Genomic DNA, 24,300 nt, shown 5'->3' with positions numbered 1-24,300 from the left:
GAAGAAGGCTATAACTAATATTCTAAAAATAGTTTTTAGTCTAGCTAATAATCGGCTATTAGTCCATGCCTAAAATACACAACACACGTACACTGAAACAAATACTAGGAGGTGTCGTTGTTGAGTTGTCTAGATAGAAAAAAACGGTGTAAAAAGAAAACCGTAGTTGTGTGCCATCCAAAAGATAGAAAAAAGAAACATACTAAAAAAATAGTGCAAGTGCGGTGTCCCTCGCCAAAAAGAGAGCAATTACTTCAAGAACTGGCGGGGGAAATTGCAGAAGTTGGACCTGCAGGACTTGCTGGAGCACTGGGACCCCAAGGAATAGCAGGAATTGTAGGAGCGATTGGTGCACTCGGACCTCAAGGACTCGTAGGAGCACTTGGACCCCAGGGATTAGCAGGACTTGCAGGAGCGATTGGCGCACTTGGACCTCAAGGACTTGTTGGAGCACTGGGACCTCAGGGAATAGCAGGACTTGTCGGAGCAATTGGCGCACTTGGACCCCAAGGACTTGCTGGAGCACTGGGACCACAGGGAATAGCAGGGCTTGTCGGAGCAATTGGCGCACTTGGACCCCAAGGACTTGCTGGAGCACTGGGACCTCAAGGATTAGAAGGACTTGCAGGAGCAATTGGTGCACTTGGACCTGAAGGACTTGCTGGAGCACTGGGACCTCAAGGAATAGCAGGAATTGCAGGAGCAATTGGTGCAGCTGGATTGGCAGGACCAGCAGGGCCGGCTGGAGAAACGGGTCCAGCAGGGCCGGCTGGAGCAACGGGACCAACAGGGCCGGCTGGAGCAACGGGACCAACGGGGCCTGTTGGACCGGCAGGTGGCTTATTAGGCTTTGCAGATTTTTTTGCCTTGATGCCTCCTAATAATGCAGCAACTGTTGCTCCTAGCACAGATGTAAGCTTTCCGCAAAATGGTCCTATCAGTGGTACTGAAATTAGCCGTATAACTGCGAGCTCATTTAACTTAGCTTCAATTGGTACTTTCCAAGTTATGTTTCAAGTATCCGTAAACGAACCAGGGCAACTCATTTTAACACTCAATGGCGCTGACCTCGCTTATACGGCGGTTGGGCGAGCAACAGGTACTTCTCAAATAGTAGGAATAGCTCTTGTAACAACAACGGTCAATAATTCAGTACTCACCGTCCGAAATCCTGCTGGCAATGCTGCTGCACTCACTATCACTCCAGTAGCAGGAGGAACAAGGCCGGTTTCCGCACACCTTGTTATTACAAAGATTGCATAGAAGAAAAGAAATAAAAGCTCAGTTAGCAGATGGCTAGGAGATCGGCTGCTTTTGTTGTTTAGAACTACTGGACGTTATAGTCGCCATTATGGCGGCTTTTTTTATACTTTATGAGCGAAGCCCATACCTCCCAATTAAACTGTTCATACGATATATGGTATCTGCCTAATTTGTTGAGAGAAATGTGCATTCATTTAATCATAGGGAGTTGGATACGTGAAATCTTTAACGAAGCTTACTGGGCGAGTGATATTTAAGGGTGATCCCGGTTATGAAGCAGCTCGGAAGAATTGGGATCCTCATACGAACAGATTTCCAAAGGTATTTGTATTTGCTCAAAGAACGAAGGATGTAGCCAATGCAATAAAATGGGCCAACCAACATAATGTGCCCATTCGGCCAAGAAGCGGGAGACACGCTTTAGAGGGCAATCTTTCACAGGTTAACGGGGGCATTGTCATCGACGTCAGCGAAATGAAGAAAATCAAGTTAAATAAAAAATGCAGGACTGCTGTGGTTGAGACAGGTAATCGGGTAGGAAGGATCGTAGATACGTTAGCCCGGCAAGGCTTTATCGCTCCGTTTGGTGATAGTCCATCGGTTGGTATCGGCGGAATTACACCTGGTGGAGGAATTGGCCCGCTCCAAAGAACGACTGGTCTGATCTGCGATAATCTAATCGGACTCGAGATGGTGGATGCCAAGGGAAGAGTGATTCGAGCAAGCAAAAAACACAACTCCGATCTACTCTGGGCTTCCCGCGGCGGCGGTGGAGGCAACTTTGGCGTATATACCAAATATAAATTCAAAGTACTGCCCGCTCCAGCCAAAGCTACCGTATTCAGTATAACCTGGCCATGGGATCAGTTCGAAAAAGTCGTGAAGAAATGGCAAGTATGGGCTCCTAACGCCAGTACCAAGTTAGGCAGCGAATTAAGTGTAGGTCCCAAAAAGGGCGGAAATGTTAGCATGTTGGGGCTGTACCTTGGATCAAAAACGGAAGCTCTGCGTCAGTTAGAGCCTATTCTTAGCGTGGGGACGCCTAATAAGAAAACCATTCGTTTACTACCATACTTGGAAGCTACTAAGTTTCTGCTTGCCCCCGATCCAGTGCTTACCCAAAAGTTCAGCAATCAGTTCTCCAGCGGCTTCGGCAGACGCCCATTCCCGAATAAAGCATACAAAATCATGCGCGAGTTTCTTGAAAAAGCAGAAGGGGGAACACCAGCCGGTTTCTTCTTCCTTAATTGGGGTGGGGCCATAAGCCGCATTGCGCCTAGAGCCACAGCATTCTACTGGCGTAAAGCTCAATTCTATGTTGAATGGAACAGCTCATGGGTTAAGCCATCTCATGCCGCTAAAAATATTGCCTTAGCACGCAACACCCGGAAGAAGCTTCAGTCCTATATTGTAGGCTCCTATATCAACGTACCAGACCAAGGGATTAAATGCTCTGGACCAGTCTATTATGGCAAGAACTATCCTAGGCTTCGTAGAGTAAAAGCTAAATATGATCCGGGAAATGTGTTCAACAACCCGCAGAGTATTTCGCCGGCTAATTGAGACCTAATTAAGGGAATATGATAAGAACTAAGCTCAAGAGGGCTCCCTTTGCTTGACTATATCCGTAAGAAGGCTACTTTAAGAAAAGTAACCTGCTTACGGTTTTTTTAATTTTAATCAATCTATCAATTTTTTTACATTTGCATCTTGAGTTATCTATTCAAGTCGGCCAAACCTGGGCTATGCTCATTCGGCATATCTGGCAATTGAGGAACTGGAAAACCTTGCGGAGGCTGTACAACAACAAGCTGTCCGCCGTTTCGGCTTGGACTTTCTCCTGAGAAGATTTCGCTGATCCGAGTCTCGTCCAATCGGAAATTGAATTGTGCGTTATGGAAGCCCATATCTACATATTTTCGGCACTCTGGATATTTATTAATATCGTAATTTGGTACGGGAAAGCTTTTAGCCCAATCCACGCCTAACGTTTCAAGCGCTTTTGCAAATGCGTTCTGATGGGCATTATCGCGTACAATAAGAAAAGCCAGCGTCTCTCGAAAGGTTTGATTTGAACTCATTTCATAAATTCTTGTCTTTTGCAGCACCCCAGTGGATTCAAGTACGACATTGTTCAGCAAATCTGCAATCAAATTGCCATGAGCGTAAACCCAAGAGCCATTCCATGGATTTCCACCAGCATCAACAGGCAAGGAGCTTTTCGCCCCCATAATATAATGATGCGGATTTCCCATCTTGACTGCTTCATCGATTGGAGCCGCGTCTACACCAGCATTGCCTGGGGTTGACAGTCCCGAATCATCTAACAATTGATTAATTGTAGATTGAACCAACTCTACATGGGCAATTTCCTCTAGGAAAACTCCGCGTAACAAATCACGAAATTGCTTTTCTTTCCCTCTAAAATTCGAGCTTTGAAAAAAATATTGCATCATCGTACGCATTTCGCCGAACTGCCCTCCCAAAGCTTCTTGAAGCACTTTCGCGGCTGCTGGATCTGGTTTGTCCGGTTTAATAATATTGATTAATTCTTCTTTGTAATAGTACAAATTAATCACAAGCCTCTCTGTATTTGATGTTCATTTTCATGTAATATTTTGGACAGGTTTAATATGCTCAACAACAAGGATATAATGCAATAACTCCGCATTAAAATTCCGTAATATAAGAACCGCCCTCGCCCTGTAGAGGAGGAGGGAGCAGCTTATTTCTCGTGCGTCGGCGTTTTTTTACAAATAAAGGTGAAAATAGCGTTCTGTTATATTATAGTGGAGATATGCGATTACACCGTTTATTCCGAACAAAGGAGGCGGGTATTTAGTGATAGATCATTCACAGCAGGACAAGCAACGTATAAACCGGAGCGACATTTCTATGACGGCTTTTACCGATAACAATACCTCTCGTGAAACTATTTTGTTCGTGAACCGTCTTAGCGTCCATGCGATTAAAGACGGCATTCGCCGACCACTTCTCCATGAGCTCACGTTCTCCATTAACGAAGGAGAGACAATGGCGCTTATTGGTGAGAGCGGGAGCGGGAAAAGCATAACTGCGAGCACCATAGCCGGTTTAATGCCGAATCGTGTTCATATAGGTGGCGGAAATATTCAATTTCGGGGAGAATCGATTTTAGACTGGCCAGAGAAGAAACGCAGGCAATGGAGAGGAAGCCAAATCGGCTGGATATTCCAGGATTATCAAGGCAGCTTTACTCCATTTTTTACAGTTGGTCGACAGCTTACCGAAATGATTCGCACTCACATGAAAGCGCTTACCATGCGTGAAGCCAAGCATTTGGCATTGACCTGGCTTGAGAAGGTTTCACTACCGGCGGAGCGCACCTATGCAAGCTATCCGTTCCAGCTAAGCGGAGGTCAAATACAGCGAGTATCTATCGCTGCGGCTCTTATGCTGAAGCCGTCGCTTCTTATCGCAGACGAGCCGACTACCGCCTTGGACGTACTAACTGCAGAAGATGGGCTTGCCCTTATGGAGGAGCTGCAACGGCAGACCGGTTGTGCCATTCTAATCATCTCTCATGATCTGCGACAGGTTATGAAACGGGCGAATCGCATCGCTGTTATGAAAGAGGGACGAATCGTGGAGTCAGGGGATGCTTTGAACATTTGCAACTATGCGAAGCATCCGTACACCCGGCAGTTGCTGGAATCCTGTCCGAAGCTCTCAAATCCTGCTATACCGTCGGCAGCTGTCACCTAAAATGGTTCATAATATTGGGCATCGGTACTTTCAAGGGGGGATTTGTAAGATGAATGTGCTGCTTTCCGTGAACGGATTACACAAAAAATACTACGGAGCAACGGAAACGGTTAATGCTGTGCAAGATGTATCCTTTCATATCGCAGAGGGAGAATGCCTAGGTCTAGTCGGAGAAAGCGGCTGTGGAAAAAGCAGCATTGCCAAGCTAATCTTGTTATTGGAGCAGCCGGATCAAGGGGAAGTTTCATTAGGCGGTGCGTTGCTTAAGGGGCTTAAAGGAAAAGCTGTGCGTAATATTCGCCAGAATATACAGGGCGTGTTCCAAGATCCTAACGCCTCGCTTAATAATCGACTGCCTGTATGGAGGTCGGTCTTAGAGCCGCTTGATAATTTTCCCGAGGTAAATCCGCCGTTTCTATCGGATGTCAGAAGTTCCAGACGGAGTACAGCGGCCAGATTATTTGATATGGTCGGCTTGGAACAAGCTTGCTTAGAGCGATACCCGCATGAGTTAAGCGGCGGACAACGGCAGCGAGTTGCGATTGCAAGGGGGATTAGCCTGCTTCCTAAGCTGCTAGTATGTGATGAGTCTACTACAAGTCTAGACGTTACTGTTCAGTCGCTCATTTTGCAGCTGCTAAATCAATTACGTCTGGAGCTCGGAATGGCTTATTTGTTTATTTCTCATGATATGGCCGTCGTAGAGCAAATGAGCGATCGAATATTAGTTATGAAAGAAGGACGGGTCTTGGACCAATTCTACAAAAGCGAGATTTGGAGTGAAGAGCGTCATCCCTATACCAGAATGCTCATAGCTGCATCAAGCAGTTAGCCTATTGCACTGCGATACTAGAAGCCCATTTTGCCAGATCTGGCGAAATGGGTTATTTGTATGTAGGTGGCCTTTCATCAGTTAAATTGACAACTTTTGTAAAATAAATGACTCTTCCTAGCTATATAAGTCTAGTTGTCAGTCTTGTATAATTACGATTGTAAACGTTTTCCATAACCAATCTTATTATCCAATGAAATGGGGGGAAATAGTGTGAAGCAGAAGTACGCCTTACTGCTTGCTCTGCAATCATTCGAATTTGAAATTCATCGTTTGAAAGCCTTTTCAGAAGAATGTTCGGACTGTTACGAATTGCTGCAGTCGAAGCTGGACGCATTATGTCAATTCATGACCTCCGATGAGAATGAAGACCTTTGGACACAATGGGGCAATCTTGAGGAAGTTAGACAACATGGAGAGAGGGTACGCTCCGCGTCTAATCAGGCTCTTTGCCATTTGGAGAAGTATCAGTCCTCTCAATTACTTGATCAAAAAACGAGCATAAGCGAATATCTCACTATTCTGTCTTCCACAGTGAGGCATGAGCTGGAATTGTTCGGCATGGATTCCGAATCTCGTATTTTGTTCATCGGTTCAGGCGCGTTCCCTGTATCTGCGCTGACGATGGCACAAGAAACTGGGGCGGAAGTGTTTTGTTTGGATGTAGATGAAGAAGCCGTTGCACTAGGAAAAAGAGTCGCGGAAGCGGTTGGCCTAAAAACCAGTCTTACGTTCTCGGGCAGCTATCCAACTGGACTGGCCTTTCTAGAGAAGGCCACACATGTCGTTGTTGCTTCTCTTGTTGATGACAAGCACGTGTTGCTGGGAGAACTGCAACAATCTGCACGCCCAGATGTCAAAATAATTGTAAGGTATGGAAATGGGCTGAAATCGATCTTTAACTTCCCCTTGGAGATCCAACTGTCTGAGGAATGGGAAACTACTCAAATTGTGCAGGGCAGCCGGATTTACGATACGGTTATGCTGCAAAGGAAGAGTGTACCAGAATTAGAGGTGAGACAGAGAGGATGAATCATTTGGAACCTAAACCGTTCGGTAATACGTTGATCGTCGGCGTTGGACCAGCCGGTATTCATGCAGCGGTGGACTGGAGCAGGCAATCCAATCAGGTAGGCTTATTGAACCGAATAGGCGCCCATTCGGACCGAATTCAGCGGGAGCTTGAGCAAAAACATAATACCATTTATGTAGATCTGCAAGCGCCGCAAGCCAAGCATTTATCCGGCGGAACATGTATAAGCCGATTCTATAATGGTTTTGAAGCCGTTGATGACAAATGGAACACCATCGTTGTGTGCACGCCCAGCGACAGCTACAACCGCGTTATTGAACAATTAAAATTAGAATCGCTGACGCAGGTACAGACCATCATTCTTCTGTCACCAGGTATCGGCTCTAATCTGCTTCTAGAGAGCACACTCGGCCATTTATCTACATCCATTGAGCTCATCAGTTTTTCGACCTACTACGCATCCTCCAGATTTCCCTCCAACGAAGATACAATGCTGAAAACCGTTGTAAAAGGCATGAAACGTAAGGTTTTCATTGCGTCGAACCGCAAAGTCAGCACCACTGTTCAAAGTATAAAAGCTTTGCTCGAAGCTCAAACCATTCAATGCGAGCTATCGGCCACTCCAATTGAGGCAGAAAGCCGAAGCATAACAACCTATGTACATCCACCTTTTTTCATCAATGACTTTTCATTGAACGAAATATTCGGCTCACATGTCTCCCGCAAATCCTTATATAAGCTGTATCCGGAGGGACCGATTACACAGCATACGATACGCAGCATGATTGTACTCTGGAAGGAGATTTCACATCTTCTCGCGCAATTCGATGTACAGCCAATGAATTTGCTGAAGTTTCTAAATGATGATAATTATCCTGTTCATGAGACGACACTGTCGCGCGATGATATCGAGGGGTTCTCTGAGATGGACCAAATCAAGCAAGAGTATATGCTCTATATTCGCTATTCTTCCATCTTAATTGATCCCTTCTCGGAGCCGGATGAGCAAGGGAAATATGTAGATTTCTCCGCAATTCCCTATAAGCAAGCAGGAGTCGTTGAAGGCGGCAGCTGGGTCATTCCGCGTATTCCTTATGAGGACTACAAGAGGCTGAAGCTAATGTACAGCTTAGGACAATTGCTCGGCCTGCAAATGAAGCATTCGCTTGCATTGATCCGTTTATTTGAAAAGAGATTAGCAGACTTTATCGAGGAGAACGGGACAGACCATTTCTCCTCTGATATCATGACCGATTGTACGGCTGAGCAAGCAAAGACGATTCTTCATATTTTCCGGGAACAGGAGAGGTAGGTATGCATGGATTTAACGTAAAATTGTTTCAAGCCAGAGGAGCGTTGATCGTTGTGCTAGGCTTGATGGCGCTTCTTGCGGGCTGCAGCAGCGACGGCCAGACGACAGAGGTGAACAAGAAAGCCAATTCCAAAGTGGACAAGAGCGTGACCATCATACACAGCTTGCCTAGCGAATCTCTGGATCCTCATAATGATTGGATTGCCTTACGCGCGGGTGTCACCGAAACCCTTCTCCGTTTGGATGACAACATGCAAATATCTCCTTGGCTTGCTGTCAAATGGGAGGCACAGGATGATCGGACTTGGCGATTCACGATTCGCGACGGAGTTACTTTCCAAGATGGAACGAAGCTTGATGCCGATGCCGCCAAAGCATCCTTCGAGCGGGCGATAGCGGACAGTAAGGCACTCGCTGCTGGTCTGAAAATTCAGTCTATAGAAGCAGATGGACAAGAACTCGTTATTACAACGACTGAGCCGCATCCTGCTTTTCCTGCCGAGCTTGTTCATCCGACAGCAAGCATCATCAGTGTAGCCGCCGAGGAAAAGAAGGGGAAAGAGGCTTTCAATAAAGCACCTGTCGGCACGGGGCCGTTCCAGGTCAATGGTTTTATTCCCGGGCAGGAAATCTCGCTGTCTCGTTATGATGGATATTGGGATGGCAAGGCCAAGTTAAGCGCAGTCAAGTTTCTATTTAATTCTGATGCGAACATCAGAACACTAGCTTTTCAGTCGAAGCAGGCCGATATTGTCTATCACTTGGCTCCAGAATCGCTGGCGACGATCGACAAAGATTCACAGCTTGCCATACAATCCGTAACTAGTCTACGCACACATTATTTCACCTATAATCCGAACAGTTCGAGTGTTTCAGATACTTTGGTCAGAAAGGCAGTCGATAGACTAATAGACCGGGATACCATCGTGAGTGACATTATGATGGGCCACGCACTTCCTTCCAACGGCCCTTTCAATCCTTTGCTTCCGTTCGGCAACAAAGATAAATACCAAACATTCAATCCAGAGGAAGCGATCGCTCTGCTGAACACCGCAGGCTACAAAGCCGATAAGAATGGCAAACTAGTAAAAAACGGGAAGCCTCTTCAATTAAAGCTAATTGCATTCTCGGGCATCAACCCGGAGCTGCCGCTCATTCCTTTGTTGATCCAATCCGAAGCCGCCAAAGTCGGTATTGATATAGAGATTTTATCGGTCGAGTATCCAGATGTCTATATTAAAGATCATACCGATTGGGATTTGTCGACATCCAGTTATTTGACTTCTCCTCGGGGAGACGGAGGCTCTTTCTTGAATGCCGCTTATGTGCCTGGAGGAGCGTACAATCCAGCCAACATTCAAGTAGATCAGCTTGATTCGACTCTACAAGAGCTTAATGCAACTGGCGATGTTCAAAAACGCAATCTTTTAACACAGCAGGCCGTTCAGATTATAAAAGAAACGAATGTACATTCCTATATTATTAACCCAAATATTTTGGTCGGAGTCAATCAACGCATCATGGCCTGGAAGCCGGGGCCAGAAGAGTTTTACATCGTGACCAATAAAATGGATGTGCAATAGATGCTCAGGCATGTGGGGGGAAGGCTGCTCCAGCTCTTGCTCATGCTGATCGTATTAAGCTTGGTAACTTTTATTCTGATGAAGCTGGCGCCGGGAGACCCGGTGCTTGCAGTGCTTAAGGCTGACGAGGGCGCTGTAACGATAGAAAATCAGCTCGCTGTTCGTGAAGAGCTCGGTCTTGATAAAACGCTTTATGAGCAATACGTTAGCTGGCTGGGAAAGGTTGCCCGCCTTGATTTGGGCCAATCCTATACTACCAATCAAGATGTTTGGCAGCTAATAACCGAACGTTTGCCTGCCACCGCGTCATTGATGCTTGGCTCCCTATTCGCGCTATTTCTATTTGCGGTTCCTCTCGGATTGCTGGCGGCAGTCTATTATGGTCGTCCTATCGATCATGCCAGCCGATTTATTGCTCTACTCGGTGCATCCATTCCTAGCTTTTGGCTGGGCTTGCTGCTTATTTATCTTTTTTCCTATCAGTTGAATTGGCTGCCTATGATGGGAGGGGGAAGCTTACGCCATCTCGTTCTGCCCTCGATTACACTGGGTTTCGTCATGGCGCCGGAATATATTCGTTTGCTGCGCGCAGGCTTGCTGGATGGGCTGTCACAGGAATACACCCGTGCAGCCAGAGCAAGAGGCATCCCGGAATGGAGAGTAACGGCTATACATGCGATGCGTCCCGCCTTACTGCCCGTTGTTTCCATTCTCGGAATGAGCATGGGTGCGCTGATGGCAGGCTCCATCGTAACGGAGTCACTGTTTGGTTGGCCGGGACTTGGCAGCATGGCAATGGAAGCCATTACGCAAAGAAATTATCCGGTCATTCAAGGCTATATCCTTCTGACAGGAGTATTTATTGGAATTGCGAATTGGTTGTCTGATGTCGGCTTAATGCTGCTGGACCCGAGAATACGCTACGGAAGGGGGGACAAGCTTGAAAACTGAATCTCCAGCACCCATATTCCGTAATGCCAGCTCTTCTTGGCGCAGCCTGCAGCGCAGCCGGGTATTAGTGATTGGCATGGGGATCGGAGGGCTCGTATTGCTCGTTGCCTTGTTCAGTCCCTGGCTTACGCTGCATGATCCTCTTCTGGTTGAAATGTCAGACCGACTGCTTGCCCCAAGCTTAAAATACCCTCTAGGTACGGATCATCTGGGCCGCTGCATCTTTTCTAGATTAATGGCAGGTACTTATCAGACGGTGGGGTTGTCGCTCTTAGCTAGCACAATAGTCATTATGATAGGAGTTCCAATTGGCCTTATTGCCGGCTTCGCCAATCGTCGTCTTGATGCCTTGCTAATGCGTTTAGCCGATGGCGCAGGCGCATTGCCTGAGTTTTTGCTTGCGATTGCCGTCGCCGGCTTTCTAGGTCCAGGACTTGCAAACACCATTTTTGCAATCGCTTGCATGAAATGGATCGGCTACGCACGGCTTATTCGAGGGATTGCCATTACGGAAAGCAAAAAAGATTATATTCAGGCTTCTATTGTATCTGGCAGCGGAGCTTGGGCCATAATCAGAAGACATTTGCTTCGTCAAATGCTATCTCCCTTGGCGACCATGGCTGCAGCGGATGTAGGCAAAACCATTTTGCTTATCTCAGCACTTTCTTACCTTGGTCTTGGGGCACAGCCTCCCTCTCCGGAATGGGGGGCTATGCTGAACGATGGCAGGCCTTATTTTCAAGCAGCGCCGGAGCTGATGATTTATCCTGGACTATGTATTATGACCGTTGTGCTGGCATGCAATCTGATAAGCGACGGCATTCGAGATCTGCTGGACGTGCGCGCTAGATAGCTCGCCCCCAAAAACGAGACAAATTCGAAAGATGAGAGGTCGCCATGAGAAACGGAGTTCTGCTGGCCTTATTATCCACTTTCGTATTCAGCGTAATGAATGCGCTAGTCAAAGAGGTCAGCGTTACGATTCCTGCCGCGGAAATTGCTTTCTTTCGCGGATTAATCGGCACGATACTAGTACTTGTTATGATGCAGCGCTTAAACATTGCGTTTTCCCGCAACGGCATTCCGATGCTGGCTTTTCGCGGTGCGATGGGGGGGATGTATATGCTTACATTTTTCTATACGCTCTCTCATTTGCCGCTTACGGATGCGAGCATATTAGCCCAACTGGCGCCCATTTTCGTAATGCTATTGTCTAGTTGGCTCTTGAAGGAAAAAATAACGGTAAAATCGGGGCTGCTATTGCTCGTCGTATTCGTCGGCGCAGCTATTCTAATCCAGCCCGATAAGTACGCCAGCTATTCCATTTTTGCGATCGTCGGTCTGCTAAGTGCGCTTTTCTCCGCGGCTGCGAGCATTTCAATTCGCTATTTGAGCCAAAAGCATTCAGCTTATGAAATCGTTTTTTATTTCACAGTAACCTCTACGATCGTTGCCGTACCTTTCATGATGAAGCATTTTGTAATCCCTGATGTAAGGGAAATGGTTTATTTGCTGCTTATCGGCGTTGTTTCATTAGTAGGGCAATTATTTCTAACAAAGGCGTTTACGCATGAGAATGCTATTGTCGTTCAGGTTGTAAGCTATTTCGGTCTAATACTAAACGCGCTGTTTGGATTTCTTTTTTGGAGGGAAATTCCGAATCTCCCGACGATTATTGGCGGTATATTCATAATTGCAGGCTGTTTTGGTCTATCCATCCTCACAAAATCAGGGAACGGTGAACCAGCTAAATTCGATAGCTCTTGTAAGGAGGAGGTCAATCATGATAAAAGAAGACCAATTTTATAAGGTATGGTGGCAGGAGGGTGACCAGAGCATGGAGGAAACACATCTTCCGCATTGGAAACGCATTCTGAAGTTTATACCAGAACAGGTTTTGCGAGAGTGCAGCGTGCTTGATTTCGGCTGTAATCAGGGTGGATTTTTGCGCTTGCTTTATGAGGAAAGACCGTATAAAGAAGCGATTGGAACCGATTTGGCCAGTCAGTCGATTGACCTTGCGAACACTCGGAAGGGCAGCTTGCCGATTCAGTATATATTGACATCAAATCCGGAACAATTCGAACACAGATTCGATGTCGCATTCAGCCTAGCTGTCATGTATTTGCTTCCTGATCTGGATCAGCATGCAAGGCAGATTAAAAAAGCTCTAAAGCCGGGAGGCGTATACTATGCCACATACGCGGATTACCCCAACAATCCAAGCTTTCTTGGAATAAAAGAAAAAATCAATATGAATTCAGCTGTTCCCATGCAGGAGCATTCGCTGGATGCGATTGCCCGAGCATTTTTCAAGGAGGGCTTTAAGGTTTCGATTCGCCGCATGCTTCCGACGGATTTCGTTGAGTTGCCACAAGCTAATCAGTGGTATCAGTGTGTGGCAGATCACATGAAATACGCTTATGAGCAAGCTTATATTTTTCGATTTGTTGCTCCTGATGAAGATTAAAGAAATACTATGGTATAGAGAAGGAATCCATAGACTGAAATTAACTAGGGTGATATCAAGACACATTCGTTCCCAGCGAATGTGTCTTTTTATTTTATAGATAGCTTATGGACAGGATAGTTTAATTAACTTTTATGTTAGAATGTGAATACATCTGCTTACTGGAAAGGCGAATTACCCCGCTAATTTTTGTGCTTCATTGGCAGAGTGACGTCCGCTTACCGCAAGCAGGATTGTAGAAATAACAATGAGTATAAAGCAGAATACAAAGGAGTACCGATATCCTACAATACTAGCTAATCCCCCGCCAACAAGACTACCAACCAGCCTTCCAATCGTTGACGCATTAGAGAAGAGCGTGGATGCATATCCTGGCATGCTTGGAAGCAAATCTTGGATGTAGCTTATGCCAATCGCTGAAATAACGGCAACAAAAACAGCGAGTAGAATCTGAGCTGCAAGCATCTGCCACATCTCACCTGAGAAAATAATAACGAGATAATAAACTCCTCCTAGAAGGGCTCCAACCATCATCAAGACTCGGTTACTGTACTTTGCACTAAGTAGCCCGAGCATAATCATAAAAGGAATTTCAAGTAGAGCACAAATACTGGTGACTAGACCGACATCGCTTGTCGTTCCCCCTAGATTGTTTGTAATAAAGAGGGCAGTATTAATGCTGCTCATTGAGTGAGCTATGTACATTAGTATCAGAATCATCATAGGAAGCCGAATATTATGGTTCTGATCTAGCTGAAAACTTTTTGCTTTTGCTTTAGCATTTTTGCTTTTCAGTACTGCATTTGATTTGAGAAATAGGGAAACAAGTAAGGCAACAAACAGAAAAACTCCGATTGTCCCCGAGAAAATCCCCTTAAACCCAACAGCAGTGATTAGCAGGGTACCGATTAAAGGACCTGTAATAAAGCCTAGAGAGAAAGCAGAACGCAAGGTAGAATTAGCAAACGCATGATCAGTAAAATTGCTCTTATTGACGGCTTCTCTCGAAATGGCGAACAATTGGGGCATCCCTGGTGCACCAAGTGCGGTTAATACAGTCATGAAGATGAACAAAACCGCAAAGTCCTTAATGAATAAGTATCCGCAATAAGCTAGAGCATTAAATAGTGTGGCGACAAGGTAAATGCTTTTTCGATTCAAGCCGAGGTCAGAGCGTTTCCCGATTAGCGTACTGATCCAAATCCCGGCTATTAACGTGACAGCTTGAAAAATACCAAACAGCCCAATAGATACTCCAAGTTGTTCCGTGAAATAAATAGATAAAAAAGGTACGCTTAGTGAAATGCCCATCCCCTGCAGAAACATGCATAAAGACAGTAAGGCATAAGAGGGAATCGAAAATAATGAAGTGAGTCGATTGAACATGATGTGAAGTTACTCCTTAATATTTATTTAGATAGTTAATTATCTAGCTTTAGTATACTTGAAAAAGATAGCTACCGCTGCCATTTATGTTAAGCAAACAAGCAGTACAAAAAGGAACTTATCTTTAAATATCGAATAGCTACTGTAATCGAATAGCTAAAAATTCGATTACAGACATATAAAATGATAACCTTACCTGCGTTCAGGAGGGAACAGGATTTGGAAATTAACGGATACTTATCATCGCGCTCTTCTGCAGAGTAACACATCCGCCTTTCCTACAATATGATGTGTCTAGAAACCTAAAGAGGTGAGCCAATGGCAGTCGTAAAAGCCAGGAAACAGGATATTGATATGTTGGCAAGGTTGCTTCGCGCTGAAGCTGAGACCGAAGGCGAAATGGGCATGCTCCTTGTTGGAAATGTTGGCATTAACCGAATAAGAGGGAATTGCTCCGATTTTAAAGAAATCCGGACAATTCCCCAAATGATTAATCAGCCACATGCGTTCGAAGCTTTGCAACATGGTATGTATTATCAAAACGCACGAGAGAGGGAACGCCGTCTGGCGCAACGGGCTGTGAATGGAGAGCGGAATTGGCCCGGCAAATTTTCCTTATGGTATTTCCGTCCAGGATCATTCGACAATCCCGGACCATGTCCGCCAACTTGGTATAATCAGCCGTTCGTAGGACGATGGAAGAAGCACTGTTTCTATGAACCGACCGCGCAAGAATGTGAAAATATCTATAATACCTTTTAAAAAATAAACGTAAAATGTGATAATAATTGATATGCTTAACACTCGCGTAGGTGCGGACTTTTTTTATTTTATCGTTATAAGTTCTTGTCAAAAGCCAGTGACAAGAACTTATTTCTTTTTGTTGCTTAAGGACAAGAGCATGTATTGGTATACATATGTATAATGATGACAATGCCTCTTTTAATAATAAGCAGGTTATTTATGATCGAAGAGAGGATAGCTCCCGAGCCAGTGCGCCCAAAAGTTCAGCAACCAGTAAGAAAAGAAAGGATACAGCTATGAAAAAAAGAAAATACTATTCCTTCTATGAAAGCAGCATTTGATAATGGTGCTGACGTAGTCGAACTAGATACCAAGTTGACGAAGGATCGGCAATTAACTGTTTTTCATGATTTTACCTTAGAGTATCTAACCAATGGTGAAGGTAAAGTAAAAGATTATATAATGAACGAATTAAAAAACTGGATGTCGGCTATAGGTATACGGCTGATCATGGAGAGAGTTATGGTTGGACAGGATATATTCCAGAAGAATTGCATAATATGGAGCTCCACTTACCATTAAATTATGCGAAGTACTTATGGGGTTGGCCGAAGAGAGTAGATAAGATTACTAAAAATCAGAGAATGCAGGTGATAGATTGAACTTTGTTCCCATTAAACGATTTTTACTATTAGTAGTAGCAGGTCTTTTTATCTGGTTTATCATTCACACTACTTTGGTGATAATAGATGGGTTGAATGATGAATTGAAACCTGTTGATGCAGCTGTAGTTCTAGGCAATAAAGTAGAAGTTAATGGACAGCCTTCTGATCGGTTAAAAGCACGATTAGATAGGTCGGTAGAACTTTATAATGAGGGCTATTTTACTTTTATCATTGTAAGTGGTGGTATTGGTAAGGAAGGTTTCGATGAGGCAAAGGTTATGAAATCTTACTTAGTAGATAAAGGCCTACCGGAAGATAAAATTATCGAGGATAATAATGGCTACAACTCCTATATGACCGCCCAAAATACCAGCAAGATGATGGAAGAATTAGATTTAGACTCCGTTATGGTTATTACGCAATATTTTCATGTATCTCGAACAAAATTAGCATTTAAAAAACTGGATATTAAAGAAGTGTATTCAGCTCATGCCAAAATCTTTGAGCTTAGAGATATTTACTCCATAATACGAGAATTCCCAGCCTATTATAAATATCTATTTAAATAAGAATATCAATAAAATGATAACCTTACCTACGTTCAGGAGGGAATATGACTTGAAAGAATCCATTATGATTTTTCAAAATGGATTCTTTTTATTTCTCGTACAATGCTAATCAAACTTTCTTCAAAACCTATATGAGCATTATGCAAAGGATGTGGCATCGTCGGAAGAAGCATATGCCCAGCATTACGGAGGAGATCAGTAAGCTCTAATAGTGAACAATTCCTCTCTAATTGTTCACTAATTAACAAACAAAGCCTAATTAACAATTGAATCGTATCTGAACTCGTATATAATAATGAACATAAGTTCAATAACAACAGATTAAGGCTCTTCTATTCCAGAATGTTGTACCAATTTATGGACACGCTAAACTACTACGGAGTTTACAACAACTCATTCAGTAACAAAAGAAGGGAAGAAACAATGAACAATCGTACGTGGCTTATTACAGGTGTCAGCAGCGGTTTTGGGTATGAGATGAGCAAACAGCTGCTTGAGAAAGGCAACAAGGTCATCGGTACTGTACGTGACAGAAATAAGGTCGCCGAACTTATCGAGCAATACCCAGATACGTTTACTTGCGAAATTCTTGATGTGACCGATGTCCCAGCCATTCATAAGCTCATTGATCATTCATTCGCGAAGTTTGAACGTATTGATGTTATCGTAAACAACGCTGGTTACGGGCTTTTCGGCGCCGCAGAGGAACTATCTAATGCAGAGATCGATCACATCATTGCTACCAACTTAACTGGGTCCATCCAGATGATTCGGTCAGCCCTGCCTCATCTCCGTGCCCAGGGCGGTGGCCGAATTATCCAAATCTCCTCCTATGGTGGCCAGGTTGCCTTCCCTGGAAATTCCATGTACCATGCTACCAAGTTTGGAATCGAAGGATTTTGTGAGTCTGTCGCGCAAGAGGTCGCCCCTTTTAACATCGGTATTACATTGGTTGAGCCGGGGGGAGCACGTACCGAGTTTCGTTACGGCAGCGCTAAGGTGGCAAATTTAATGCCGGATTACGACGGAAACCCTGCGCACGCATTCTTGAATATGCTGGATGCTTCCAAGGGGGTTGCTCCAGGTGATCCTGTACGTATGGCTGCTCGTATCATCGAGAGCGTTGACAGAAAGCCCGCACCGTTGCGAATAGTACTCGGCTCCCAGGCACTTGCAAGCACCATTTCGAACTTGAAAGCCCGCATTGCCGATTACGAGACACAAACCGAAGTAGCAGCTTCCACGGATTTTCCAAAGAAAGAGTAAATAGAAAAATTGTAAAAGAAAGAAGGGCTTTAACTTGAAGAATGAACAACTAAGCAATAGCATTATCTTCCCTTTGGGACAAAAAGTAGAACAGTATTTTACAGGTGATGCTTACTTACAAATGGTATTTACCGATCCTACACCGCTTAATACAGCCATTGGGAACGTAACGTTTGCTCCTGGAGCTCGGAATAACTGGCACTCTCACTATGCTGGACAAGTTTTATTAGTTACCGGCGGCAAGGGTTGGTACCAAGAGGAAGGTAAGCCAGCTCAGTTACTCGAAACAGGTGATGTCGTTAATATCCCGCCTAATGTTAAGCATTGGCATGGGGCAACGAACGATAGCTGGTTTGTACACTTAGCGCTTACACCGGGACAAACCGATTGGTTAGAGCCTGTAACCGATGAAGAATATTTAAACCTTACCTAGATTTCGGATAGGAAGGCCGGAATAGGGAAAGTACGGAAAAGATGAATGAGGGAGTATTAACAATTGCTACATTACGTATCTCGCGATGGGAGAAGCTTATAACGCCGGCAAACTAAAAGCGAACGGTGTTAGCAACTTCTATCCTGACGGATTATGGGAAGAAATGGATGTAACAAAGAAAGTAACAGGCAATAAAGGAGGAGGTCACAATGGATAAAAGAATTCTCGGAAAAGATCTGGAGGTTTCCTCCATTGGACTTGGATGTATGGGGATGAGTCATGCTTATGGACCCGCGGCAGATAAAACCGAAATGATCAAACTGATTCACCAAGCATTGAATCGTGGCATTACATTTTTCGATACGGCAGAAGTTTATGGACCTTATGAAAATGAAGAATTAGTAGGCACGGCATTAAAGGAAGTTCGAAATGATGTCGTGATCGCTACTAAGTTTGGTGTGAGCTTTGAACAGGGCCAGAGGGGTGTCCTGTTGACAGATAGCAGACCGGAAACAATTCGCAATTCCGTGGAAGGCTCCCTAAAACGGTTGCAAACCGATCATATCGATCTGTATTACCAGCACCGCGTTGATAAGAGTATACCTGTTGAGGAAGTGGCTGGTATCATGGCGGAGTTGATCAAGGAAGGGAAAATAACGCATTGGGGAATGTCAGAGGCAGATGCTGATCAAATAAGACGAGCCCATGCTGTCTGTCCCTTAACCGCCGTTCAAAGCAGATACTCAATGATGAGCCGTCAAAAAGAAGTGGATACATTCCCGACGGTAGAAGAACTGGGGATAGGGTTTGTTGCTTACAGTCCTCTTGCCAATGGTTTTTTATCGGGGCAATATGATAAGAATTCCAAGTTCCAAAACAACGAAGAAATAGGGCTGGACTACAGAAGCTTCCTTCCCCAGTTCAAACCGGAAAATATGGATGCCAATCAAGGACTACTCGATTTGATCCAGCAATTCGCTCGGGAGAAGGAAGCAACAGCAGCCCAGATCTCACTGGCATGGATGCTTGCCCAGAAGCCCTATATCGTTCCGATTCCGGGTACCCGTAAACCGGAACGGTTGATTGAGAATGCCGGCGCTTGGAATGTAATGCTTTCAACGGATGAGTTAAACCGAATCAATGAAGCATTATCCCAAATTAAAATTGTTGGCGAATACCTTGGCGGACGCTCCAAGTAGATAACAACAAACTGATCTATAACTGCAAAAATTATTAGTCCTGGATGCGTCTTTGACGTAACGGCACCGGAAAATAATTGGAGACTATTTACATGAGAAACGAACGGCAGCTTTTATTAAAGAATATGAAAACATCCATAAACGTTACGGTTGTGAAGCATGGATATGCGGACGGATTACGATGGAGGAGCATTTTACATTTGGAAATTAATGACGCTTATCTTGCTTATCTGCAAACCCTAGGTATTTCTTATATCTTCGGCGGAAAAGAGCACTTGAATTTTACTGTAGTTGTGGAAAAGCTCAAACAATTATTTAGCATCAAAAAATTAATACTGGAGGGAGGAGGTATATTTGAAACAAGCTCATTCCTACAAAAACAGCTGCCAACTCATTTCTTCTTGAAAGCGATAGAAAAACTGGACGACGGTGGAGTATGGATAAAATATGTGCTGGCCTCAGATCGGGAATATCAAACGGAGTGTATACGTTAACTTTGAACACGTTAGCGTGTTTCTCTAAAGAAACGAGAGAAGGAGCATTCCCTAAAAGACATACTCTTTCTCTCGTTTCTTTTTCCTTTACTCGCATAAACGCTCCAATAAACTTCCCAACTGCTCAGCTAAAATTTGATGCGGGATTGGCCTCTCATTTGTGAACCACCATTCAACGACGCCAACGTAAGCTGATGCTACAAACCTGACGGTTAACTCTTTATTTAATCCCTTGTTTTTTCCTTGTATGACATCGACCTCGTCCCAAAACTCCTCAATAAGAAATTCTAGGAAGCGTGTCCGGAAATAGGGGGCACCTTTGCTGGCCAACATTAACGAAAAAAAGGAGTAATTGTTCTCAAAATATTCGGTCCAGATCAGTGAACCGGTCACAAAATCTAAATCTGCTGCGGCTTCGCATCTTTCCCGAAGCTCCTGGATATGGTTTTCAATCAGCTTGTCCAGCAAATCATATTTATCCACGTAATGAAGATAAATCGTTCCTCGACTAACGTTGGCTCTGTCCGAAAGTTCCTGTATCGTAATGTCGTCAAAAATCTTTTCGGACATCAATTCAATAACAGCTTTTTTAAGCGCATCTTGTGTTTTCAGTATTCGTCGATCAACTTTGGACATGAAATTCCACCTTACCCCCAAATTACTTAGCAATATGATTTGTATTAACAATTAAGTAAATATTGAACTCGTATATAATTATATACTTTAGTTCAATAAAACATCAATGTGTATTTGGGGATTATCATAGCAAGCAGAGATGACACTACTTTAATGAAAGGGAGTTATTCATCTAATAAAAGTTTAAACCGAAATAGCTGTTTCAACAGTTGTTATGTTTTTTATAAAAGACCAGGGCAACATGAAGTCGTGAGGAAATAAGGGGGGAGTTGTAACTCCAAATCCTTCGATGTATACACGAGTGCTTCATGTCGCCTCTGGTGGTTTTCACTCCGATGTCTCAATGGGGAGATACCAAAGAGTATCGTTTCTTATGAAATACTAATTCAATCTTTTAATAAGAATAGAAGCGTTCACGTTAATTTCCGTTCCACCGGCCAAAGTCTGAAGGGTAACTGCGGCGGCTGAAGTATGATTTCGAAGTGTGATAATACCGGCGGCAGGAATCGCAACAATAACTTGCCCAATGTTGTCCTGAGTACCTGCTCCTGTTCCGTATGTGCCTCCCGCAATTGCAGCGCCATTGAGTAACAAAGTGAATTGATTGGGCTCTACTCCGGTTACGTTAAAAGTAACCTCATAGTCTCCCGGAACGTTAACTACAATCTGAGAAGTGCCGGGAGCATGCGTAATACCAGGCGTAAGAATACCATTCGTATCAAAAAGAATATCTGCATTTACCGCAACTACTTGAGCTAGTAAATTGTAAACATATCCATACTGAGATAAACCACCGCCAGCTGGTCCGGCAGGTCCAGCAGGTCCTGTTGGTCCTGTTTGACCGGTCGGTCCAGCTGGACCTGCAAGTCCAGCTGCCCCAAGTGCTCCTGCAAGTCCCGCAAGCCCAGCAGGTCCAGCTGCTCCTATAGCTCCTGCAAGTCCTGCAAGCCCAGCAGGTCCAAGTGCTCCTGCAAGCCCGGCAGGTCCAGCTGCTCCTATAGCTCCTGCAAGTATTTGAAGTAACTGCGATCCTTCTGTTGGTGGTCCTGGAGGTCCTTGAATCCCTTGCGGTCCTTGGGGTCCCGGAGGTCCTGGTGGACAATTACATCTACCCATGACTTCAGCTCCTTGTTACAAATGAATTTTTCATTTTAGATGCCTACAAATCGCCGACATTACCCACCCAAAGCTATCACAAACGACCAACTTCAAAAGAATAACAAACATAAAAATTATATACTCCTAGATGATGATAATGTTTGCTGCCTACATATCCAGACATATATCATCTACTACATTGTGAGCACTATTTAATTTATGTAAGTGTGCTATATAATGCTTGGATATTTGTCGGGGAGACAATTGATCAATGTCAATTGTCTCGAAGGAATATTTGAAATTTTCTTTGTACCTAGTATGATAAGTGGCGAACGAGAATAAATAAGCTCCCAGCTGCTACAAGTACTCCAGCAAGTCCTGCTAGCTAGGTAATCGCCTGAAAATCTTTCAGCTATGTTATTGTCCAATACCATGCTAGATAAGGCAGCATTACATAGTAGAAGAGATCTAATGCTGGGGAGTGACGGGATTGGAGCAACAACCATTAATAGGTATTCTTGTAACTAAAAGAAACAGTAGAAAAAGGATATTGAAGCTTTATCAAAGATATCAGAATCTAAATCTGAAGCTTTACGCCTTTACTCCAGCAGATATTCATTGGGAAAAACAACGTATTGTTGGACTTAGCCTGATAAAGGGTGTATGGAAACAAAGCTATTTCCCTTTTCCTCATGTCGTCTATAACCAGAGTTATAACAATAAATCAACAATCATTCAACGAATAGAGGAGGAGATAGGTAGGAATAAATGTTTTAATCATATTAATCAATTTAATAAATGGGATTTTTATAACCTATTAAAAAGGTCCATTCTTAAAAACTATATACCAGAAACATTCATATATAATGAAGTGAATATGTCAGAGCTATTAGTTAAATATAAGATAGTATACATTAAGCCTGCTTTCGGATCTAAGGGGGACTCTGTGTATCGGGTTGAACTCATGGATAATAGAGATATTCACATCTATTTGCACAGCTTGGCTCCAACATTTATTTGCAGTGGAAATGAAATTTTTCAGGAAAAATTAAATGAAATCCTCGGACAAAAGAAATACATGGTTCAGCAAGGGATTCGCATGACCCAACTAGACCATCAGTATTTTGATATCAGGGTCCTTGTTCAAAAGGACATTCTTGGAAAATGGAGCATTTCCATCAAAACATGTCGAATCGCGTATGAGCATTACTATAATACGAGTATGTGTGAAACTGTTTCTACTGCTGAAGAAATTCTATCGAGATTATTTTCACCGGAGAAACTGAATAGAATCCTCAGATCTTTGGATGAAGTAAGCTTAAAAGCCGCAATAGAAGCAGAATCTCATTTGGGTTCATTGGGAGAATTGAGTGTGGATTTTGTATTAGATGAGCATAGAGAGCTATGGATTATTGAACTAAACGGAAAACCACAAAAAAATATATACAAAGATCTTAAGAGTTTTAAAGAAAAAAATCTGATTTATAGAAGGCCATTGGAATATGCCTATTACCTCTCTCAATATTGAGTGGTTACCTAATCTCAACTGGTATACGGCTGCTCGCACATTTGAACCAATAAATAGAATAAATATGAATATTAAAAATGAACCGCGGATTCGCGGTTCATTTTATTTTGGATATATTATCCCTTCAATTCAATTAATTCGGTGGAAGACAAGTGATAAAACTTTGGCATTGGCTAATATTCTCGGCAGTACGGTTCTTTCCATCTGTCCGGGTCGGTCCAATTAATAAGGAGGAATATCACTTTGCTACAATCTCTTCATTTTGAATATTCAATTTAGTTTTTTGATTAGGACCGATGCATTTACATTTGGTTGAGTACCGCCTACCATAGTTGGAAGAGTTACACCTCCCACCGAACTATGATTTCTTAATGTAAGCATATCGCCGGCTGCCAGAGCAATTATAGCCTGGCCGTTGTTCTGCTGCGTGCCGGTACCGGCGCCATATATGGTACCAGGAACCAAAGTGCCGTTTAAGAATAGGGCGAATTGACTTGCTTCCACACCCGAAGCAGAAAAAATAAATTCGTAATTGCCAGAGCTAATAACTGCAATCTCGGTGGTACCGGGTGCATGAATGATGCCAGGCGTGAGTATACCGTTAGTATCGAAAATCACGTCTTCTTCTTTGGCAACAACTCGCCCAGTTAAATTGTAAATATAACCGAACTCGGATACGAATGGGGTAGTCCCGATTACTCCGGCTGTACCTATAGCGCTTTGAGGAATGTTCACCTGTACGATTTGTTTTTTGACAATAATTTTTCTACAGCAGCAGCTTTTCTTTGATTGATGTCTTTTCTTGGTGTGGCATATAGCGTTAGTTTTCTTTTTACAGCTTTTTTTTGATTTTAGCGCAGGACAACCCAATAACAGCACCTCCATTAGAATTCCTGTATACTATGACTTTTATCTTATTAAGAGCATGGATAGATGTCTTTTATTATTAGTGATAGCCATCTATTTCTTTTAAGAAGGGCTATTATAAAGGGAAGTACGCCTATATGGGGGGAATCAACCTATTTTATATGAAGTAGACCAATATCTATGGAATGCCCATTCATCCAATAGATGAACGCCATACAATGGAAGGT

At 43.7% G+C, this 24,300-nt stretch carries 25 protein-coding genes; 20 read left to right on the top strand and 5 right to left on the bottom strand.

Annotated features, from left to right (window positions below; translation table 11 throughout):
• The first annotated feature begins 111 nt into the window (after nt 1-111).
• Both AC50YO_RS02370 and AC50YO_RS02365 read left to right on the top strand, forming a co-directional pair.
• Nucleotides 112-1,263, top strand: coding sequence for a collagen-like domain-containing protein (locus AC50YO_RS02370; protein WP_494842736.1), 1,152 nt, complete (start codon nt 112-114; stop codon nt 1,261-1,263).
• A 216-nt stretch (nt 1,264-1,479) separates the two neighbouring features.
• Nucleotides 1,480-2,826: an FAD-binding oxidoreductase gene (locus AC50YO_RS02365; protein WP_494842734.1), complete on the top strand. Its 1,347-nt coding sequence runs from the start codon at nt 1,480-1,482 to the stop codon at nt 2,824-2,826.
• A gap of 152 nt (nt 2,827-2,978) precedes the next feature.
• Here AC50YO_RS02365 and AC50YO_RS02360 read toward each other — a convergent pair whose 3' ends face one another.
• On the bottom strand, nt 2,979-3,833 hold the full coding sequence (locus AC50YO_RS02360; protein ID WP_494842732.1) for a manganese catalase family protein: 855 nt from the start codon (nt 3,831-3,833) through the stop codon (nt 2,979-2,981).
• Between the two features lie 271 nt (nt 3,834-4,104).
• On the opposite strand from AC50YO_RS02360, the gene AC50YO_RS02355 reads away from it, so the two are divergent.
• The 9 genes from AC50YO_RS02355 to AC50YO_RS02315 all read left to right on the top strand — a co-directional run bounded on the left by AC50YO_RS02355 (nt 4,105) and on the right by AC50YO_RS02315 (nt 13,188).
• On the top strand, nt 4,105-5,007 hold the full coding sequence (locus AC50YO_RS02355) for an ATP-binding cassette domain-containing protein (RefSeq protein WP_494842730.1): 903 nt from the start codon (nt 4,105-4,107) through the stop codon (nt 5,005-5,007).
• Nucleotides 5,008-5,056: 49 nt separating this feature from the next.
• A complete protein-coding gene (locus tag AC50YO_RS02350) occupies nt 5,057-5,839 on the top strand; it encodes an ABC transporter ATP-binding protein (protein ID WP_494842728.1) in 783 nt (260 codons plus the stop codon).
• Between the two features lie 213 nt (nt 5,840-6,052).
• Nucleotides 6,053-6,871, top strand: a complete 819-nt coding sequence (locus tag AC50YO_RS02345) for a class I SAM-dependent methyltransferase (RefSeq protein WP_494842723.1) — start codon at nt 6,053-6,055, stop codon at nt 6,869-6,871.
• Nucleotides 6,868-8,184, top strand: coding sequence for an opine metallophore biosynthesis dehydrogenase (locus AC50YO_RS02340; protein ID WP_494842721.1), 1,317 nt, complete (start codon nt 6,868-6,870; stop codon nt 8,182-8,184). Before AC50YO_RS02345 ends, AC50YO_RS02340 begins: the two co-directional genes overlap by 4 nt.
• Before the next feature lie 2 nt (nt 8,185-8,186).
• Nucleotides 8,187-9,767: a nickel ABC transporter substrate-binding protein gene (gene nikA / locus AC50YO_RS02335; protein ID WP_494842716.1), complete on the top strand. Its 1,581-nt coding sequence runs from the start codon at nt 8,187-8,189 to the stop codon at nt 9,765-9,767.
• Nucleotides 9,768-10,718, top strand: coding sequence for a nickel ABC transporter permease (nikB, locus tag AC50YO_RS02330; protein WP_494842714.1), 951 nt, complete (start codon nt 9,768-9,770; stop codon nt 10,716-10,718). It abuts the gene before it with no gap.
• Entirely contained in the window at nt 10,708-11,571 is an 864-nt protein-coding gene (gene nikC, locus AC50YO_RS02325) for a nickel transporter permease (protein ID WP_494842712.1), read from the top strand. The genes nikB and nikC overlap by 11 nt, the downstream gene beginning before the upstream one ends.
• 44 nt (nt 11,572-11,615) lie before the next feature.
• Nucleotides 11,616-12,527 carry a DMT family transporter gene (locus AC50YO_RS02320; protein WP_494842710.1) on the top strand — a complete coding sequence of 304 codons (912 nt, stop codon included), beginning with the start codon at nt 11,616-11,618 and terminating at the stop codon, nt 12,525-12,527.
• Complete coding sequence (locus AC50YO_RS02315; RefSeq protein WP_494842708.1) at nt 12,502-13,188, top strand: class I SAM-dependent methyltransferase; 687 nt, start codon at nt 12,502-12,504, stop codon at nt 13,186-13,188. The genes AC50YO_RS02320 and AC50YO_RS02315 overlap by 26 nt, the downstream gene beginning before the upstream one ends.
• A gap of 174 nt (nt 13,189-13,362) precedes the next feature.
• Here the strand turns inward: AC50YO_RS02315 and AC50YO_RS02310 are convergent, their stop codons facing one another.
• Nucleotides 13,363-14,574, bottom strand: coding sequence for a sugar efflux transporter (locus AC50YO_RS02310; RefSeq protein ID WP_494842706.1), 1,212 nt, complete (start codon nt 14,572-14,574; stop codon nt 13,363-13,365).
• A 318-nt stretch (nt 14,575-14,892) separates the two neighbouring features.
• Between AC50YO_RS02310 and AC50YO_RS02305 the strand changes: the two genes are divergently transcribed.
• The 8 genes from AC50YO_RS02305 to AC50YO_RS02270 all read left to right on the top strand — a co-directional run bounded on the left by AC50YO_RS02305 (nt 14,893) and on the right by AC50YO_RS02270 (nt 19,944).
• Nucleotides 14,893-15,336: a cell wall hydrolase gene (locus tag AC50YO_RS02305; protein ID WP_494842704.1), complete on the top strand. Its 444-nt coding sequence runs from the start codon at nt 14,893-14,895 to the stop codon at nt 15,334-15,336.
• Between the two features lie 306 nt (nt 15,337-15,642).
• Entirely contained in the window at nt 15,643-15,900 is a 258-nt protein-coding gene (locus tag AC50YO_RS02300; RefSeq protein WP_494842702.1) for a glycerophosphodiester phosphodiesterase family protein, read from the top strand.
• A gap of 157 nt (nt 15,901-16,057) precedes the next feature.
• The gene (locus tag AC50YO_RS02295; protein WP_494842700.1) at nt 16,058-16,552 is read left to right on the top strand and encodes a YdcF family protein; all 495 of its coding nucleotides are present in this window, start codon (nt 16,058-16,060) and stop codon (nt 16,550-16,552) included.
• A 423-nt stretch (nt 16,553-16,975) separates the two neighbouring features.
• Complete coding sequence (locus AC50YO_RS02290; protein ID WP_494842698.1) at nt 16,976-17,818, top strand: SDR family oxidoreductase; 843 nt, start codon at nt 16,976-16,978, stop codon at nt 17,816-17,818.
• Nucleotides 17,819-17,852: 34 nt separating this feature from the next.
• Nucleotides 17,853-18,251, top strand: coding sequence for a cupin domain-containing protein (locus AC50YO_RS02285; RefSeq protein ID WP_494842696.1), 399 nt, complete (start codon nt 17,853-17,855; stop codon nt 18,249-18,251).
• Between the two features lie 85 nt (nt 18,252-18,336).
• Nucleotides 18,337-18,468, top strand: coding sequence for a hypothetical protein (locus AC50YO_RS02280; RefSeq protein WP_494842694.1), 132 nt, complete (start codon nt 18,337-18,339; stop codon nt 18,466-18,468).
• The gene (locus AC50YO_RS02275) at nt 18,461-19,450 is read left to right on the top strand and encodes an aldo/keto reductase (protein ID WP_494842692.1); all 990 of its coding nucleotides are present in this window, start codon (nt 18,461-18,463) and stop codon (nt 19,448-19,450) included. The genes AC50YO_RS02280 and AC50YO_RS02275 overlap by 8 nt, the downstream gene beginning before the upstream one ends.
• 92 nt (nt 19,451-19,542) lie before the next feature.
• Entirely contained in the window at nt 19,543-19,944 is a 402-nt protein-coding gene (locus tag AC50YO_RS02270; RefSeq protein ID WP_494842690.1) for a hypothetical protein, read from the top strand.
• Between the two features lie 87 nt (nt 19,945-20,031).
• Here the strand turns inward: AC50YO_RS02270 and AC50YO_RS02265 are convergent, their stop codons facing one another.
• Together AC50YO_RS02265 and AC50YO_RS02260 are read right to left on the bottom strand one after the other, a co-directional pair.
• Nucleotides 20,032-20,580: a TetR/AcrR family transcriptional regulator gene (locus AC50YO_RS02265; RefSeq protein WP_494842688.1), complete on the bottom strand. Its 549-nt coding sequence runs from the start codon at nt 20,578-20,580 to the stop codon at nt 20,032-20,034.
• A gap of 381 nt (nt 20,581-20,961) precedes the next feature.
• A complete protein-coding gene (locus AC50YO_RS02260) occupies nt 20,962-21,696 on the bottom strand; it encodes a BclA C-terminal domain-containing protein (protein ID WP_494842686.1) in 735 nt (244 codons plus the stop codon).
• A gap of 472 nt (nt 21,697-22,168) precedes the next feature.
• Here AC50YO_RS02260 and AC50YO_RS02255 point away from each other — a divergent pair, with 472 nt between their 5' ends.
• Complete coding sequence (locus tag AC50YO_RS02255; RefSeq protein ID WP_494842684.1) at nt 22,169-23,206, top strand: YheC/YheD family endospore coat-associated protein; 1,038 nt, start codon at nt 22,169-22,171, stop codon at nt 23,204-23,206.
• Nucleotides 23,207-23,476: 270 nt separating this feature from the next.
• On the opposite strand, the gene AC50YO_RS02250 is transcribed toward AC50YO_RS02255, so the two are convergent.
• Nucleotides 23,477-24,076: a BclA C-terminal domain-containing protein gene (locus tag AC50YO_RS02250; RefSeq protein WP_494842682.1), complete on the bottom strand. Its 600-nt coding sequence runs from the start codon at nt 24,074-24,076 to the stop codon at nt 23,477-23,479.
• Nucleotides 24,077-24,300 lie beyond the last annotated feature (224 nt).

The sequence above is a fragment of the Paenibacillus sp. J22P59 genome, from assembly GCF_059383895.1.
The sequence above is the reverse complement of the archived record's forward strand: the minus strand, read 5'-3'. Positions and strand labels throughout refer to the sequence as shown.